The sequence below is a fragment of the Aeromonas rivuli genome, from assembly GCF_020149575.1.
Lineage (GTDB): Bacteria > Pseudomonadota > Gammaproteobacteria > Enterobacterales > Aeromonadaceae > Aeromonas > Aeromonas rivuli.
Genome location: NZ_CP079742.1, coordinates 615,193 through 630,032, shown reverse-complemented (window position 1 = coordinate 630,032; position 14,840 = coordinate 615,193). Strand labels below are relative to the sequence as shown.

The following is a 14,840-nucleotide window of genomic DNA, read 5'->3' as shown; positions in this document are numbered from 1 at the left end:
TCTCAGCTAGATAACATGAGCACAATGTGAGCACACCGAGCGACACCACCTTCGCCAACCGTATCCTGGACTGGTATCAGATCCATGGACGCAAGACCCTGCCCTGGCAGCAGGAGAAGACCCCCTATCGGGTCTGGGTCTCCGAGATCATGCTGCAACAGACTCAGGTCGCCACCGTGATCCCTTACTATGAGCGCTTCATGGGGCGTTTCCCGGACGTGATGGCCCTGGCCGATGCCCCCATCGATGAGGTGTTGCACCACTGGACCGGGCTCGGCTACTACGCCCGGGCACGCAACCTGCACAAGGCGGCCCAGCAGATCCGCGACCGGCACCAGGGCCTGTTCCCCGAACAGTTTGACGAGGTGGTCGCCTTGCCTGGCATTGGTCGCTCCACGGCGGGCGCCGTGCTCTCCCTCTCCCTCGGCCAGCCTCATGCGATCCTGGATGGCAACGTCAAGCGAGTGCTCACCCGCTGGCTGGCCCTGCCCGGCTGGCCCGGTCAGAAGCCGGTGGAAAATGATCTGTGGGAGCTGGCGACCCGACTCACACCACGGCTGGGGGTCGCCCATTACAACCAGGCCATGATGGACATGGGCGCCACCATTTGCACCCGCAGCAAACCGGCCTGTGAACGCTGCCCGGTGCAGGCCGATTGCCAGGGGCTGTCGCAGGGCAACCCCATCGCTTACCCCAACAGCAAACCGAAAAAGAGCATCCCGGCCCGCAACGGCATCATGCTGATGATCCGCCAGGGCAATCGACTGCTGCTCGAGCAGCGCCCCCCCCAGGGGATATGGGGCGGCCTCTACTGCTTCCCTCAGGTTGACAGCCTGGAGGCGGTTGACCCCTGCCTGAACCGGCTGGGACTGACCGGGCAACCCTATCGGGAGCTGGCCGGATTTCGCCACACTTTCAGCCATTTTCATCTGGATATCCGCCCCCTGCTCATCGAACTTGAGCAGGCGCCACCCGCCTCGCTCATGGAAGCCGATACCCGACTCTGGTATAACTTGTGCCATCCAGATGAGGTCGGTCTGGCCGCCGCCACCGCGCGCCTGCTGGGCTATCCCGACTTGCAACCACAGAGGTCCATATGAGCCGTACCGTTTTTTGCCAACGCCTGAAAAAAGAGGCCCCCGGCCTGGCTTTCCAACTCTACCCGGGTGAACTTGGCAAACGCATTTTCGACAACATCAGCCAGGAAGCCTGGACCGAATGGCAGCGCAAACAGATCATGCTGATCAACGAGAAGAAGCTCAACATGATGAACGTCGAGCATCGTCAGTTGCTGGAGAAAGAGATGGTGAGCTACCTGTTTGAAGCGGGTGAAGTCGACATTGAAGGTTACACCCCTCCTAGCCAGTGAGTGCTACCTGTGATCTGGGCTGAATACCCATCGTCGGTGACACCTCACCTGGATCACAGCCAATATGCTGTAGCTGTGATCCAGGCTGACGGTGACACCTCGCCCAGATCGCAGCCAATGTGTTGTACCTGTGAGCCAGGCGGAATCCCCCTCGTCGGTGACGTGTCGGCGATGATGCCTCGCCTAGCCCACAGCCAGTGAGTGACGGGCGGCCTGGCCGCCCCTTTCGAGGATCCTATGGGCCGAATTTTTTGGTTGTTGTGCGCCACCCTGCTGCTCAGTGCCTGCTCATCCCCCCCTAAATCCAGCGATGATCAGGATGACAACCTGGTCAACGGCAAGGACGTGCGCGGCTTCGAGCACATGATCAGCGCCCTCTCCCATAACGTGAACGAGATATGGGGGCGGGAGGCGCTGTTTGCGGGCAAGTTTGACTACGTCAAATACACGGATGAATACAAGAGCCGTGCCCACATCGACTTCTCCAGTGGCCACATCATGATAGAGACCGTCTCGGGGCTGGATCCCAAGTCCCATCTGCGCCGCGCCATCATAGAGACACTGCTCACCCCGGACGATCCGGCTGAGGTGGATCTCTATTCGGACAGAGAAATACTGCCCGGCGGCGAGCCCTTCCTCTATGGTCAGGTGCTCGATAACAATGGCCAGCCGATCCGCTTCGACTGGCGTGCCGAGCGCTATGCCGATTACCTGCTCAGCACCGCCATGAAGAAGCGCACCCTCGGCATTCGCAACATCTTCTACGTCGATATCCCCATGGTGGCGAACCACGAAGACAAGCGTGGCTACAAGTACGCCAGCATCATCCGCGATGCCTCCCGCAAATACGGGGTCGCCGAGAGCCTTATCTATGCGGTGATCAAGACGGAGAGCAGCTTCAACCCCTATGCGGTCAGCCATGCCAATGCCTATGGCCTGATGCAGGTGATACCCGCGACCGCAGGGCGCGATGTCTATGTCAGGGTCAAGGGCAAGAGTGGTCAACCGACCCGGGATGACCTGTTCAACCCGGCCTACAACATAGACGTGGGCACCGCCTATCTGCATCTGTTGCAGACCGTCTACCTGGTCGACATCGCCGATCCCCGTTCGCGGCGCTACGCCGTGATCTCCGCCTATAACGGGGGGGCGGGCGGCGTACTCAATACCTTCTCCCGCGACCGCAAGGCCGCACCCGGCATGATCAACCGCCTCTCCCCCGAGGCCGTCTATCAGGTCCTGACCGAGCAGCATCCCAAAGCGGAAGCGCGTCGTTACCTCTACAAGGTCGATCAGGCCGAGAAAGGGTTCAAGCGAGCCGTGCCCAGCCGGGCGGGTTGAAGGGGCCACCCCTCAATCCCCCAACCGGACGATTGAAAACATCAAAAGGGCGCTCCAGGAGCGCCCTTTTCATATCAACATCAACTTATCGCCAGCGCCGTGCACTATTTGGAGATGAAACCGCCCTTGCTCTGGGGGGTGGCTCCCACCTTCTCCAGTTGCTCCACTTCCAGCTCTGTCTTGTTCCAGCTGTGATCCACTTCGCCACGCAGACGCACCGAGTCATCCGGGCCAACTTCCTGGCCACGCCATACGTCCGCATCGATCTCGACTTCCACCTCGCCACTGGCATCGCGGAACAGATAGTTCTCACCGCCCAGGTGCTTGACCAGCTTGCCTTCCACCGTCGCCCAGCTGTCATCGGCAACATCCTTGAGCTGGATGACAGTGACCACATTCTGCTCCGCAGGTCCGGTGTAGGCGGCCAGGGTGGAGGTGGATACAGAGACCAGGGCCAGCAGGGTAAGAGCGCTCAATGTTTTCATGTCAGTTTCCTCAGGTTTCACAGGTTGCCACAGCGGCTATGGAGGCATGATGTCAGAGGGAGCGTGAAACATATGTGAAGCCACCCCATTTGGGGGATCGGGGTGTGACCGCAATCGCTTGCGGACAAATCAATGATTGTTGAATTAAATTCGACAGGGTTATCATTCTCAAATGACTCGCAAAATGGCGAGATCTGAGCACTATCGCAGGACAGCCTGCCTCCAGAGATGAGAACCCCCATGATGAGAGCCTGTTTTATCTGCCTGCTGGGCCTGCTGGCCTGGACCGCCCAGGCGGCCGAGCCACGTCCCGCCTTCTCCCGCATTGTCGTCTTTGGTGACAGCCTGTCCGACACCGGCAAGATGTATGGCAAGATGCGCGGTTATCTTCCCTCCAGCCCACCCTATTATCAGGGGCGCTTCTCCAACGGCCCCGTCTGGCTTGAGCATCTGGATGCACAGTTTCCCGGCCTGAAGATCGCGAATGAGGCCGAAGGGGGCGCCACCGCCGTCGCCTACAACAAGATCTCCTGGCACCCCCAATATCAGGTGATCAACAACCTGGATTACGAGGTCACCCAGTTTCTGAAAAAAGACGGCTTCCAACCGGACGATCTGGTGATCATCTGGGTCGGCGCCAACGACTACCTCGCGTACGGCTGGAACAGTGAGACCGACGCCAAGCGGGTGCGCGATGCCATCAGTGACGCCGCCAACCGCATCGTGCTCAATGGTGCCAAGCAGGTGCTTTTGTTCAACTTGCCGGACCTGGGTCAGAACCCCTCGGCCCGTAGCCAGCAGGTCGTCCAGGCCGCCAGCCATGTCTCCCAATACCACAACGCCCTGCTGCTTAATCTCGCGCGCCAGCTCGCACCGACCGGCCTGGTACGGCTGTTCGAGATAGACAAGCAGTTCGACGAGATGCTGCGTGAGCCACAGAATTTCGGGCTGAGCGACACCGAGCACGCCTGTTACGACGGTGGTTATGTGTGGAAGCCGTTTGCCGCCAGCAGCGCAAGCGATGACGCCCTCCTCAGTGCATTCAGCCCGCAGGAGCGGATCGCCATCGCGGGTAACCCCCTGCTGGCTCAGGCCGTCACCAGCCCGATGGCGCGCAAGGCGACCGCCCCTGACTGCGAGGGCAAGATGTACTGGGATCAGGTTCATCCCACCCGAGTCGTCCATGCCGCCCTGGGTGAGCGGGCCGCTGCCTTCATCGAGAGCCAGTACGAATTCCTGCCCAACTAGCAGCGACGCTCGCCAACGGAGATGTAAAACACAGGGGGCTGACCAGCCCCCTGTTTGTTGATTAGCGCTCAGACCCGCACATTAACAATTATTGTTATTTCAGTTAGTTGCGACATTTCCAAAAGCGACTAACTTTAATCTGTCCCACGGCCATGACCGCCGGACCCATAAGGGAGGGCCATTGAGGCAAACCTCCCTCACATGAAATTGCAGAGGCACGATATGAATAAATCATTGATTACATTGATTGTTTCTGGATTGCTGGCGGCCAACGCCCAGGCGGCAGGACAAGACAATACCTGGTATGGCGGCGCAAAGCTGGGTTGGTCCAACTTCTATGGTGTCGATCACAATGACACCATCAGAGATAACTTCAACATTACCGATGAGGACGACGATGCTCTGGGGGCTGGCGCCTTCGCCGGTTATCAGATCAATCAGAATCTCGGGATAGAGCTGGGGTACGACTGGCTCGGCAAGTACAAATATGATGTCGCCGACAAGATAGATCCCACCCTGAAGGGTGATGATGAAGTGACGGCCCAGATGGCACAGCTGACCATGAAGATCGGTTTCCCGGTCGCCGAGCGCCTGGATTTGTATGGTCGCCTCGGTGGCGCCTATGCCTGGACCAGTAGCAGAGAGCTGGATAACGATGATGGGGCTGCCTTTGTCGGCGCTCTGGGTGCCGAGTACGCCATCGATCGCAACTGGGCCGCCCGCTTCGAGTACCAATACACCACGCCGCTGGGTGATATGGACATGGATCATACCGGGCTCGAACTCGACAACGGTCTGCTCTCGGTTGCCATGTTGTATCGCTTTGGCCAGGAGGCCCCCGAAGCCGCCGTGGTACCCGCACCCGTCCCGGCGCCGACCCCGGTGACACAAAGCTTTAGCCTCAGCTCGGATGTGCTGTTTGACTTCAACAAGGCGACCCTGAAGCCGGAAGCCAGCCAGGCTCTGGATACCCTCTATAGCCAGATTGAAGCCGCCAGACCCAAGGATGGCACTGCCACCGTCATGGGCTATACAGACCGCCTCGGCGCTGATGGCTACAACCAGACGCTCTCCGAGCACAGGGCTCGCACAGTCGCCGACTACCTGGTCGGCAAGGGCCTGCCCGCCGACAAGGTGCAAGTACAAGGCATGGGTGAGAGCAACCCTGTCACCGGCGACAGCTGCGCCAGCGGATCCAAACGTGAACTGATCGTCTGCCTGGCCCCGGATCGCCGGGTCGAAATCAAGGTCGAAGGCATCTCGGAAGTCGCACAATAAGCCAGACTGAAGTGATAAAAAAACGGGAGGCTTGGCCTCCCGTTTTATTTTCTGTGATTGCGCAACAGGTGGCTGAGCTCAGCCCTTGCGCAGCTCGGCAGCAATCTGATCGAGCAGCTGTTGCCAACCCATCCCCAACTCTCCCACCAAGGTACCATAGCCATCGGCGGGCAGCACGCGCTCCATATGGAAGGGGTTGTCCTGCAGCACCCGACCATCTTCGGCCAGCAGGCGCCAGCGTCCGCTCAGCACGGCGCGGCCATCGAAACGACCCTGGAAGCGCTGTACGCTGATACTGAGCACAGGCCCCTGACGAGCGCCATCCTGACGTACCACCCAGCCGGGCAGGCGGGCAGACAGGCCATTCTGGGTCAGCTGGTTCAGCTGACCATCCAGCGAGCCTGCCCAACGCTGGTACTCGGTAAAGAGCAGCTCCTTCCCTTCCAGCTGATAGACCAGGCTGACATTGTCGAGCTGATCCGAGAGCTGAACCGGGCGCAGCACCAGCTGATGCTGAGGCCGGCTGACTGGCGCGGCCTGAGGTGTGCCGTCGGCATCCAGAGAGTAGTAGTGCAGCGCCGGGGCGCTGCTGCATCCGGCCAGCAAACCGGTCAGGGCCAGGGCCATGAAGAGTGATTTCATTCGGTACCTCGCTTGGGTTCAGGATCCTGGGGGCGAGTGCGATCGAAAATCAGCGAACTCGGCTGCTCGTTGAGAGAGTGCACCAGGGGCTGCAGCTCGCGCATCAGCTGGTTGAGGGATTGCACCGACTGGCGCAGATCCTGATTGGTCTGGGAGGCCCCATCGTAGCTGCGCAGCGTCTCCTTGAGCTGTAGCAGGCTCTCGTTGAGGGAGGCTGGCAACTGTTGGGTCGACTGCTGGCTGGTCAACTTGTCCAGATTGGCGCTCAGGGAGCTGACGTTCTTCATGGTCTTGTCCAGGTTCGCCAAGCTGCTGTTGACTTGAGCCAGGGTCGTGGACATATCCATATCGACAAATTTGTCGAGGATAAGGTTCACCTTGCGCTCTATCTGATCCAGACCGCCCTGGGTGGTGGGGAATACCTCGGTACCTGCCATCTGGCGCGCGGCAAACGCGGGGGCATCCGGGTAGAAGTTGAGATCGATCACCTTGCCACCGGTCAGCAGACTCGCGGTCTTGAGTGTGGCTCTGAGCCCTTCCTTGAATTGCGTGCTGAACAGCTTGCGCCACTGCTCCCGCTCGGCGTTGGCATAACGGTGGGAGAGACGCTGCACCTCGATGCGCGCCAGCACGGGGATCACCTTGCTCTTGAAGATCTGGGTCGCCTTGTCATCGATGAGATAAGGGGACGATATAACGGTACCGACCCGCACGCCGCGATACTCCACCGCAGCCCCGGGATGCAGACCCGCCAGGCTGTCTTCGAACAAGAAAACATAGTCAATGAACTGATTGAGGCTACCGGCCAACACGCTGCCCTGATCCTTGAACAGGGTGAAGGAGTCCTTGCTCTTGACCGCACCGCCCGGAACCCAGCCAGCCGGCAAGCCAACGGTAATGCCACCATCGAGCAACCCCTCCAGGGAGTCCATCTTCACCTTCATCCCCTCGCTGGTCAGCGATGCCTCGAAGCCTGGAGTCATCCAGAAGCGGGAGTTGTTGGTGATCAGCACATCGTAGGGCGCATTGATGAAGATCTGGTATTCCAGCTCACTCTTCTCGGGTAAAAATTTCACCTCCTCCACCTGGCCTATGGTGTAGCCCTGATATTGGATGGGGGAGCCCACACTGAGGGAGCGGGTCTCGGTGCTGTTGAGCGTCAGCCTGAGCCCCTTGGCATCGAGGGAGGCGAGTGGCGGCTTGTCGAGGATCTCATAGCGCGACTTCGCCTTGCCCTTCTTGCCGGGAGAGAGCTCTATATAGGCGCCGGACAGCAAGGTGCTCAGACCCGAGACCCCTTCACGGCCAACCCTGGGTTTGACCACCCAGAACTGAGTATCCCCCTTGAGCATATTGGCCGCATTGTTGGAGAGACGCGCCGTGATGATGGCATGGCTGTAGTCATCGCTGAGCTCCACCGCCTCGATGCGGCCCACGTCGACCTCACGGGAGCGGATCACCGTCTTGCCCGCGACTATGCCCTCGGCCGTGGCCACGGTCAGCTGGAAGCTTGGCCCCTGGGAGTACCAGTGCTGAAACAGCATCCAGGCACCGATGAGCAGGGCCACCAGAGGCACCATCCAGATCGCCGCCGCCGAACCGAGGAAGTCGGAACCGACTTTTCTCACTGTCTTACGCTCACTCACGTTCGCGTTCTCCTTGTTGTAAATCCCAGATCAAGCGGGAATCGAAACTCATGGCGGCCACCATGGTGATCAGCACCACGCCAGCAAAGGCGACGGCGGCGGGGCCGGGATAAATGGTCATCAGATTATCGAGCCGGATGAGGCCTGCCAGTATGGCCACCACGAACACATCTATCATGGACCAGCGACCGACAAACTCCGTCATGCGATAGAGCTTGAGTTTACCGAGCGGCGAGGCACCGTCCCCGGTCTGTACCCGGTAGCAGAGCCAGAACAGGGCCAATATCTTGGCAAGCGGGATCACCACGCTCGCGATGAAGATCACCGCGGCGATGGGATAGGAGCCCATTCCCCACAGCAGCACAACGCCGCCGAGTATGGTCGAGGGGCTGATATCGCCGAGGAAGACGGTGTCCATGATGGGATAAAGGTTGGCAGGTATATAGAGAATGGCCGAGGTGATGAGCAGCGCCCAAGTACGTGCCATGCCACCGGGTTTGCGGCTGTGCAGATGAGCACCACAGCGCAGACAGCTATGCTGCCCCCATTCGCCGAGGGCACCGCAGACGTGGCAACCCACCAGACCCGCCTCCCGGGCACCCAGTGCGGGATCCAGCTCACGGGGCTCGCTCGGGCCAAACAGTCGCTGCCAGAACCACATGCGATCCAGCGATGAAATCGTCTTGATAAGCAGCAGGGTATAACCGACAAAGGCCCAGAAGGAGAGGCCCATCTTGATGTCGGCCATGCCCATCAACTTGACCAGGGAGATGAGTACCCCGATGAGGAACACATCCACCATCAACCAGGGCTTGATCCGGCACAGCAAACGTCCGAGGGAGCGCAATGCGTTGCTGTGCATGGGTTTATCGAGTCGCCACAGCACCAGCATGGTCGACACCATATAGACGAGGGGCAGACCGATCAGCGTCATGCTGAGGACTGCGGCCAGAAACAGGTAACCTTCATTCACCAGGGTGGTGATGCACTGCAGGAAGCTCATCTCCTGGCCCAGCCCCTTGGCGGAGAAAGACATGAAGGTGAAGCAGTTGGTGAGCACGAACATGATGATGGCTGCCAGGCCATAGGCGAGCGGTCGCCTCGCCTGATCCGGCAGGTGACTAGTCAAGGTGTGACCACAGCGGACACAATGTTGCGTCTCGCCCAGCGCCAACTCGGTGGCGGGAGCCAGCAAATCACACTCTTCGCACGCGGTTGGATCGGCACGATATGGGCTCAGTTCGGAACTTGATGGCAAATGAATATCTCTGTCTGGGTCCATCACGGACCGTGAAAGCGCGATTATCGCAGCAGGGCGCCCAGGCTGCCAGTCCCTATCTCACCCCATAGTTGAGGTGGCAACAGAATGACTTTGACAAGCCAGTGGCCATTTAGCACAATCAAACGCCACTTTTTTTCCGCGGGACAATAATTTATGACAACCGAATCCCCCAGCTACGCCACCATAGAGCAGGCCTTCTCCCTCGGGAATGGGCAAGACTCCGCTCTCAACTGGCTTCGTAAAAACCGCAGTCAGGTTGCCATCTTCCTGGTGAGCGGCATCAAGCTGGAAGGCACCATCAGTGGCTTTGACCAGTACAGCGTGCTGTTGACCGACGCCCATGGCAACCAGCAGTTGGTGTACAAGGCCAAGATCTCCACCATCGCCATGCACTCGGGTCGCCCCCAGGTCAATATTCAGCGCGCCCGCAAGCCCCGTGTCTCCATGGCACCGCGTCCCCATGGCGCCCCCGGCCGTTATGACAATAACGATCAGGGTGGCAGCAGCGAGCAGTAAGCCAGAGCTTTCTCTGTCACAGAGGCCCGCGTGACGGTCGCAGTCGCGACTTGCGTCAATCCGTGACAGATATGTCTACTCCCCTCCCAACCTGTCCCGCCGGGGAGTAGACCACCCGTTTCCCCTCAGAGATCCCCTATCGCCCTCAGCGAGGCGGGGTCGACTCGGCATCGTTTGCACACCCAGCGCCCCTGTGTGATGGCCGAGCCGCCACCATGACAGTTATGACCGAGCCCGCTCCCGTTGGTTATCCAACACCCTGACCACCTTGAGGGTGCGCTTGCGCGCGCATTGCCTTTCAAGATAGCGAGCAATCCCATGAACGATCCGATATGGCTCAGTCCGGCAATGCAGCCGGCACCCCGTCCTTGACCAGACAGGTCTGCATGCCGGCAGCCTGCCCGGCGGCCAGGCCTATGCCGGTATCCTCGAACACCAGGCAGCCGCGAGGCTCGACCCCGAGCCGCTCGGCGACCAGCAGGAAGGTATCGGGATGTGGCTTGTGCTGGATGACATCATCCGCGGTCACCACCACGGGAAAGTAGCGATCCAGGCCGGTATTGCGCAACACGGCCTCGGCATTGATGCGGGGCGAGCCAGTGCCCACCCCCATGGGCAGATGACCATGATGGGCCTGCACCAGCTCAAGCATGGCGGGGAAGACGGTCGCCTTATGCAGGTTGGCCACATAGTGGGCCGTCTTGCAGCGCGTCACTTCCAGGGGGTCCAGCGCTATCTGCTGCTCTTCGGCCACCAGCAGGGCTATCTTGCGACTCGGCATGCCGCCCAGTTCATAAAACCAGTCACCATCGAACTTGAAACCAAATTCGCGGGAAGCATGCTCCCACGCCGCCAGGTGCAGCGGCATGGAATCAACCAAAGTACCGTCCAGGTCGAAGACCAGGCCTTGAAAACGGGAGAGGATCATGGGCAGCTCTGCATCGAAAAAGAGAGTCATTCTAGCAGTCCCTGAGCGGGAGGCCATGGCCTAGACGGTGGAAATTTGCTCCGTGGGCAACGACTGCGGTTCGAAGAGCCGACTGCAGGCACGGCCAGCTGACTTGGCACGGTAGAGCGCCTGATCCGCGCGCTCGATAAGCTGCTCCCACTGCACGCCCTGATCCGGGGCCCAGTAGCTGAATCCTATGCTCACCGTGAGCTGTGATTTGACCCTGGAGGCCGGATGCTCAATGGCAAGCTTGGCGAGCTGGTGATGGATACGCTGGCAGAGGAACTCCGCCTCGCCAGGCTGGGGATTACAGAGCAAGATCACGAACTCCTCGCCACCGTAACGGGCGACCAGATTGGTGCGGCGTCGCTCACACTCTTGCAGCAGCTGGGCCACCTGGCGCAGGCAGAGATCCCCCTTGCCGTGGCCAAAGTGGTCGTTGTAGGCCTTGAACTCATCGACATCGATCATCAGCACGGCCAGCCGCCGATGTTGGCGACGCGCCATCTCCCACTCCCGGGCCAACGTCAGATCCCACTGGCGGCGGTTGGCGATGCCGGTGAGCGGGTCCTCCATGGAGAGCAGGGCCAGCTGCTCGTTGGCCTGCGCCAGCGCCTGATTCACCAACTCCAGCGCCTCATTGGTCTCGGCCAGCTGGCGAGTCCGTGCCGCGACCCGCTCTTCCAGATCCCGGTTGAATTGCTCGAGGGCGGCATGATTGCGCTGGCGGATCAACATCTGGGAGAGCATGGCGGCGAACTGCTTGAAGATTTCCCCATGGTAGGCCTTGATAGGCTTGCGCTGCAGCAGGTTGTCGGCGGCAATCCAGCCGATGGGGCTATCCCCGTCCCACAGGGAGACCATGGCGTTCCAGCCGCGCCCCACCTCCTGCTGCTCGTAATAAAGCGGCGCATCTTCCAGCACCAGCACATAGTCTTTGCGGCGCAAGGCCTCCTGCACCACAGGATGTTCCGGGATCGGGCTGACGAAGTGACGCTCGTCGGTGATCTCTCCCGCCTCATTGGTGCCCCAACTGCCCTGCATGGTGGTGAAGTCCGGATCAATCAGGAAGACGGCAACCCTGTCGAATTGCAGCAGACTGCGGGCCAGCAGCACGGCATCGTGCAGCAGACTCGACTCACTGCGGCAGCTGGAGAGCTGTACCCCCACCTGATGCAGGGATTGCAACAGATCGAGAAAGGATTGCTGCAGAGCCTGACTCTGAACCAGGGATGCCTCTGTGGTGAGCCGTTCGTCCCGCTCCCGGCTAACCAGACTGCTCAACATGCGGCTCTCCAGCTCGGCGGCCAAATAGTGCATCAGCAGCTGTATGCCCTGCTTCTGGCGGGGAGTGAGCCGGTCAAGGCGACGACGGGTTTCGAGATAGACGCCCCCCTCCAGCCCCTGTTGGCGCTTGAGTGGAAAACAGGCTCTCAGTTGGGCCGGAGGAGCTTCTACCGCGTCGCACCAGACATGGGGATCACTCTTGAGTTCGATGAGCAGCTGACCCTTGGCCAGGGCCTGCTCGATGAAAGGCAGGGGTAACCCCAGCATGCTGGCATGATGGGGCTCAAGGGTCACCAGACCCCGTTCGGGATGGAAGGCGAACAGCTCAGGCTGCGGTCGATTCAACCACAGATAGATCTGATCGGCTTCGGTCTTCTCCCTGATAGTCGCCAGCGTCACCTCACAGAGGTGCTCAAAACTGGTGAAGTGCTCCGGATCCCATTCCAGCATGTCAATCATCCTCAACTGAACCCGAGCAGTATATAGAGCCGGGTTCATAGTGATTCAATTAACGCTTGAAAGGTCGATCCAGAGCCCATTTTTTCGCCGTTAGAGCAGGTCCAGTGCCAGCATGGCATCGCGGATCCGCTGCTTGGTTGCTTCGGCAAGCGGCATCACGGGCAGGCGGCACTCTTCACTGCACAGGCCGAGCAGGGAGGCCGCATACTTGGCCCCCGCCGGGCTGGGCTCGGCAAACATGGCCTGGTGCAGCGGGATCAGGCGGTCTTGCAACGCGCGAGCTGCCTGCCAGTCACCGGCCAGGGTCAGGTTCTGCACCTCGGCCAGCAGCTTGGGAGCCACGTTGGCGGTCACCGAGATACAGCCCTGACCGCCACCTATGTTGTAGGCCACGGCGGTCGCGTCCTCACCCGAGAGCCAGGCGAACGGCTTCTTGATGAGCTGACGCTCAGTCAGGGGGCGGGACAGATCGCCGGTGGCATCCTTGAGCCCGACGATGCGTGGCAACTCGGCGAGCCGGGCCAGGGTGGCTGGCTGCACATCGACAATGGCACGGGGCGGAATGTTATAGACGATGATGGGCTTGCTCGTCGCGTCATGGACGGCCTTGAAGTGATGATAGAGCCCCTCCTGATTCGGGCGGTTGTAGTAACCGGCCACATGCAGGGTGCCATCCGCCCCCGCCTGTTCGGCGAAACGGGTGTATTCGATGGCCTCCACCGGGTTGTTGGAGCCAGCACCGGCGATCACCGGTACCCGGCCCGCCACCTGCTTGACCACCAGCTCGACCACCCGGCAGTGCTCATCGTGGCTCAGGGTCGGACTCTCCCCCGTGGTGCCCACCGGCACTATGCCGTGAGTACCCTGCTCCAGGTGCCAGTCTACCAGGCGCAGCAGTGCCACCTCATCCAGTTGGCCATCACGAAAGGGGGTGATCAGCGCAACGATCGAACCTTGAAACATGGAATCTCCTTCTCCGTCGACTATCGACATCAACAAAAAACCCCGCTACGGAGTGCGCAGCGGGGTTTGAAACTTCTCAGGGCGGTGAGAGGGTTACGCGCGCACGCCAGCAAACCCAGGTTTTGGGTTCTTTTTATGCTTTCGTTTCAACGCGTTGAACCGCATCACGCCATCCCCGAGGAAAAATGAGTGTTCGGGCATCTTTCTGGAACACGGCATAAATGTCAAGGCGAAAGCAGCCATGTATACTAGCGGGCCAAAACCCCCCGGAGAGAGTCATGAGTCATCCCCTGAGTGCCGTCAGCCAGATGCTGGAACGTAATCAAGCCCTGTTCGAGGGCAAGAGCCTGCTGGTGTGCGGTGCACTGGAAGATGATTATCCCCGTGAACTGGCCGGGATCGCCCGCGAGCTGATGGTCTTTACCACGGATTACAGCTACTTCCTGACCCAGCAGGAGGCGCTCGGCGAACGCATCCATTTCGGTCATGAGCTGGGGGGAGAGGCCCGCTTCGATGCCCTGCTGCTGCTGTTGCCCAAGGCCAAGGCCGAGGCTCGCTTCCTGCTCGCCATGGTGGCTCCCCTGTTGCACCCTGGAGCCGATATCTTCCTCGCCGGGGACAACAATGGCGGCATCAATGGTGCCGACAAGCTGATCGCCCCCTATGCCGGCAAGCCGGTCAAGCGCGACTCGGCGCGGCGCTGCTCCCTCTATCATGGCGAGCTCTGCGAGCCGGTCACGCCCTTCCTACTCGAAGAGTGGCTCAGCCAGTACCAGTGCCAGATAGGCGACACCCAGCTGACCATACAGGCACTGCCCGGTGTGTTCAGCGCCAGCGAGCTGGATCTGGGCAGCAAGATGTTGCTCGCCAATCTGCCGGCCATGAACGGCACGCTGCTCGACTTTGGCTGCGGCGCCGGGGTCATCGGCTCTGTGCTGGCCAAGCGCAATCCCGGCCTCGACGTGACCATGGTCGATATCAACGCCCTGGCCCTGGAATCGAGCCGCCGCACCTTGGCCGCCAACGGTCTCAAGGCTCAGGTATTGGCCTCGGACGTCTACTCGGCGCTGCCCGGTCGCTTCGACCGGATAGTGTCTAATCCACCGTTCCACGCCGGGCTCAAGACCCATTACGCCGCCACCGAGACCTTCCTGGCCGAGGCGCCTCGCCATCTCGCCCACCATGGCACCCTGACCATAGTGGCCAATCTCTTCCTGCGTTATCAACCTATACTGGAAGCCAGCTTCCCGCGGACCGAGATCCGCGCGGCAGATACCAAGTTCAGGGTCTATCGCAGCAGCCTGTAACGACTGTCACAAATCTTGTGTAGAGTCTCACCTGGAATCTGTTATGGTATCCGCAAACGTTTAACAAC

The 14,840-nt window shown here is 60.2% G+C and carries 14 protein-coding genes; 7 read left to right on the top strand and 7 right to left on the bottom strand.

What is annotated here, in order from left to right; genetic code table 11:
* Positions 1-26: 26 nt before the first annotated feature.
* From mutY to mltC, 3 genes are all read left to right on the top strand, one after another.
* Complete coding sequence (gene mutY / locus KYK33_RS02935; RefSeq protein ID WP_224431975.1) at positions 27-1,100, top strand: A/G-specific adenine glycosylase; 1,074 nt, start codon at positions 27-29, stop codon at positions 1,098-1,100.
* A complete protein-coding gene (locus tag KYK33_RS02930; RefSeq protein WP_005895067.1) occupies positions 1,097-1,369 on the top strand; it encodes an oxidative damage protection protein in 273 nt (90 codons plus the stop codon). The genes mutY and KYK33_RS02930 overlap by 4 nt, the downstream gene beginning before the upstream one ends.
* Positions 1,370-1,606: 237 nt before the next feature.
* Positions 1,607-2,710: a membrane-bound lytic murein transglycosylase MltC gene (mltC, locus tag KYK33_RS02925; RefSeq protein WP_224431974.1), complete on the top strand. Its 1,104-nt coding sequence runs from the start codon at positions 1,607-1,609 to the stop codon at positions 2,708-2,710.
* Positions 2,711-2,814: 104 nt separating this feature from the next.
* Here the strand turns inward: mltC and KYK33_RS02920 are convergent, their stop codons facing one another.
* Entirely contained in the window at positions 2,815-3,195 is a 381-nt protein-coding gene (locus KYK33_RS02920; RefSeq protein ID WP_224431973.1) for a YgiW/YdeI family stress tolerance OB fold protein, read from the bottom strand.
* A gap of 243 nt (positions 3,196-3,438) precedes the next feature.
* Here KYK33_RS02920 and KYK33_RS02915 point away from each other — a divergent pair, with 243 nt between their 5' ends.
* Positions 3,439-4,443 (top strand): SGNH/GDSL hydrolase family protein, encoded by a 1,005-nt coding sequence (locus KYK33_RS02915; RefSeq protein ID WP_224432930.1) that lies wholly within the window; start codon positions 3,439-3,441, stop codon positions 4,441-4,443.
* 222 nt (positions 4,444-4,665) lie between these two features.
* Complete coding sequence (ompA, locus tag KYK33_RS02910) at positions 4,666-5,721, top strand: porin OmpA (protein ID WP_224431972.1); 1,056 nt, start codon at positions 4,666-4,668, stop codon at positions 5,719-5,721.
* Positions 5,722-5,799: 78 nt separating this feature from the next.
* On the opposite strand, the gene KYK33_RS02905 is transcribed toward ompA, so the two are convergent.
* The 3 genes from KYK33_RS02905 to KYK33_RS02895 are packed head-to-tail and all read right to left on the bottom strand — an operon-like array spanning position 5,800 to position 9,291.
* A complete protein-coding gene (locus KYK33_RS02905) occupies positions 5,800-6,363 on the bottom strand; it encodes a PqiC family protein (RefSeq protein WP_224431971.1) in 564 nt (187 codons plus the stop codon).
* Positions 6,360-8,009 carry an intermembrane transport protein PqiB gene (gene pqiB, locus KYK33_RS02900; protein WP_042041723.1) on the bottom strand — a complete coding sequence of 550 codons (1,650 nt, stop codon included), beginning with the start codon at positions 8,007-8,009 and terminating at the stop codon, positions 6,360-6,362. The genes KYK33_RS02905 and pqiB overlap by 4 nt, the downstream gene beginning before the upstream one ends.
* Entirely contained in the window at positions 8,002-9,291 is a 1,290-nt protein-coding gene (locus tag KYK33_RS02895; RefSeq protein ID WP_224431970.1) for a paraquat-inducible protein A, read from the bottom strand. Before KYK33_RS02895 ends, pqiB begins: the two co-directional genes overlap by 8 nt.
* 153 nt (positions 9,292-9,444) lie before the next feature.
* On the opposite strand from KYK33_RS02895, the gene hfq reads away from it, so the two are divergent.
* Positions 9,445-9,807, top strand: coding sequence for an RNA chaperone Hfq (hfq, locus tag KYK33_RS02890; protein ID WP_005895045.1), 363 nt, complete (start codon positions 9,445-9,447; stop codon positions 9,805-9,807).
* Between the two features lie 337 nt (positions 9,808-10,144).
* Here the strand turns inward: hfq and KYK33_RS02885 are convergent, their stop codons facing one another.
* The 3 genes from KYK33_RS02885 to dapA all read right to left on the bottom strand — a co-directional run bounded on the left by KYK33_RS02885 (position 10,145) and on the right by dapA (position 13,465).
* On the bottom strand, positions 10,145-10,735 hold the full coding sequence (locus KYK33_RS02885; protein WP_042041942.1) for an HAD family hydrolase: 591 nt from the start codon (positions 10,733-10,735) through the stop codon (positions 10,145-10,147).
* Between the two features lie 60 nt (positions 10,736-10,795).
* Positions 10,796-12,493, bottom strand: a complete 1,698-nt coding sequence (locus KYK33_RS02880; protein ID WP_224431969.1) for a GGDEF domain-containing protein — start codon at positions 12,491-12,493, stop codon at positions 10,796-10,798.
* A 99-nt stretch (positions 12,494-12,592) separates the two neighbouring features.
* Positions 12,593-13,465, bottom strand: coding sequence for a 4-hydroxy-tetrahydrodipicolinate synthase (dapA, locus tag KYK33_RS02875; RefSeq protein ID WP_224431968.1), 873 nt, complete (start codon positions 13,463-13,465; stop codon positions 12,593-12,595).
* Positions 13,466-13,743: 278 nt separating this feature from the next.
* On the opposite strand from dapA, the gene rsmC reads away from it, so the two are divergent.
* Positions 13,744-14,772 (top strand): 16S rRNA (guanine(1207)-N(2))-methyltransferase RsmC, encoded by a 1,029-nt coding sequence (gene rsmC, locus KYK33_RS02870; protein ID WP_224431967.1) that lies wholly within the window; start codon positions 13,744-13,746, stop codon positions 14,770-14,772.
* Positions 14,773-14,840 lie beyond the last annotated feature (68 nt).

Excerpts from the sequence above, each read along its gene's own strand:
- KYK33_RS02930 (WP_005895067.1), top strand. The coding sequence starts at position 1,097 with ATGAGCCGTACCGTTTTTTGCCAACGCCTGAAAAAAGAGGCCCCCGGC.
- mltC (WP_224431974.1), top strand. The coding sequence starts at position 1,607 with ATGGGCCGAATTTTTTGGTTGTTGTGCGCCACCCTGCTGCTCAGTGCC.
- KYK33_RS02920 (WP_224431973.1), bottom strand. The coding sequence starts at position 3,195 with ATGAAAACATTGAGCGCTCTTACCCTGCTGGCCCTGGTCTCTGTATCC.
- KYK33_RS02915 (WP_224432930.1), top strand. The coding sequence starts at position 3,439 with ATGAGAGCCTGTTTTATCTGCCTGCTGGGCCTGCTGGCCTGGACCGCC.
- ompA (WP_224431972.1), top strand. The coding sequence starts at position 4,666 with ATGAATAAATCATTGATTACATTGATTGTTTCTGGATTGCTGGCGGCC.
- KYK33_RS02905 (WP_224431971.1), bottom strand. The coding sequence starts at position 6,363 with ATGAAATCACTCTTCATGGCCCTGGCCCTGACCGGTTTGCTGGCCGGA.
- KYK33_RS02895 (WP_224431970.1), bottom strand. The coding sequence starts at position 9,291 with ATGGACCCAGACAGAGATATTCATTTGCCATCAAGTTCCGAACTGAGC.
- hfq (WP_005895045.1), top strand. The coding sequence starts at position 9,445 with ATGACAACCGAATCCCCCAGCTACGCCACCATAGAGCAGGCCTTCTCC.
- KYK33_RS02885 (WP_042041942.1), bottom strand. The coding sequence starts at position 10,735 with ATGATCCTCTCCCGTTTTCAAGGCCTGGTCTTCGACCTGGACGGTACT.
- KYK33_RS02880 (WP_224431969.1), bottom strand. The coding sequence starts at position 12,493 with ATGCTGGAATGGGATCCGGAGCACTTCACCAGTTTTGAGCACCTCTGT.
- dapA (WP_224431968.1), bottom strand. The coding sequence starts at position 13,465 with ATGTTTCAAGGTTCGATCGTTGCGCTGATCACCCCCTTTCGTGATGGC.
- rsmC (WP_224431967.1), top strand. The coding sequence starts at position 13,744 with ATGAGTCATCCCCTGAGTGCCGTCAGCCAGATGCTGGAACGTAATCAA.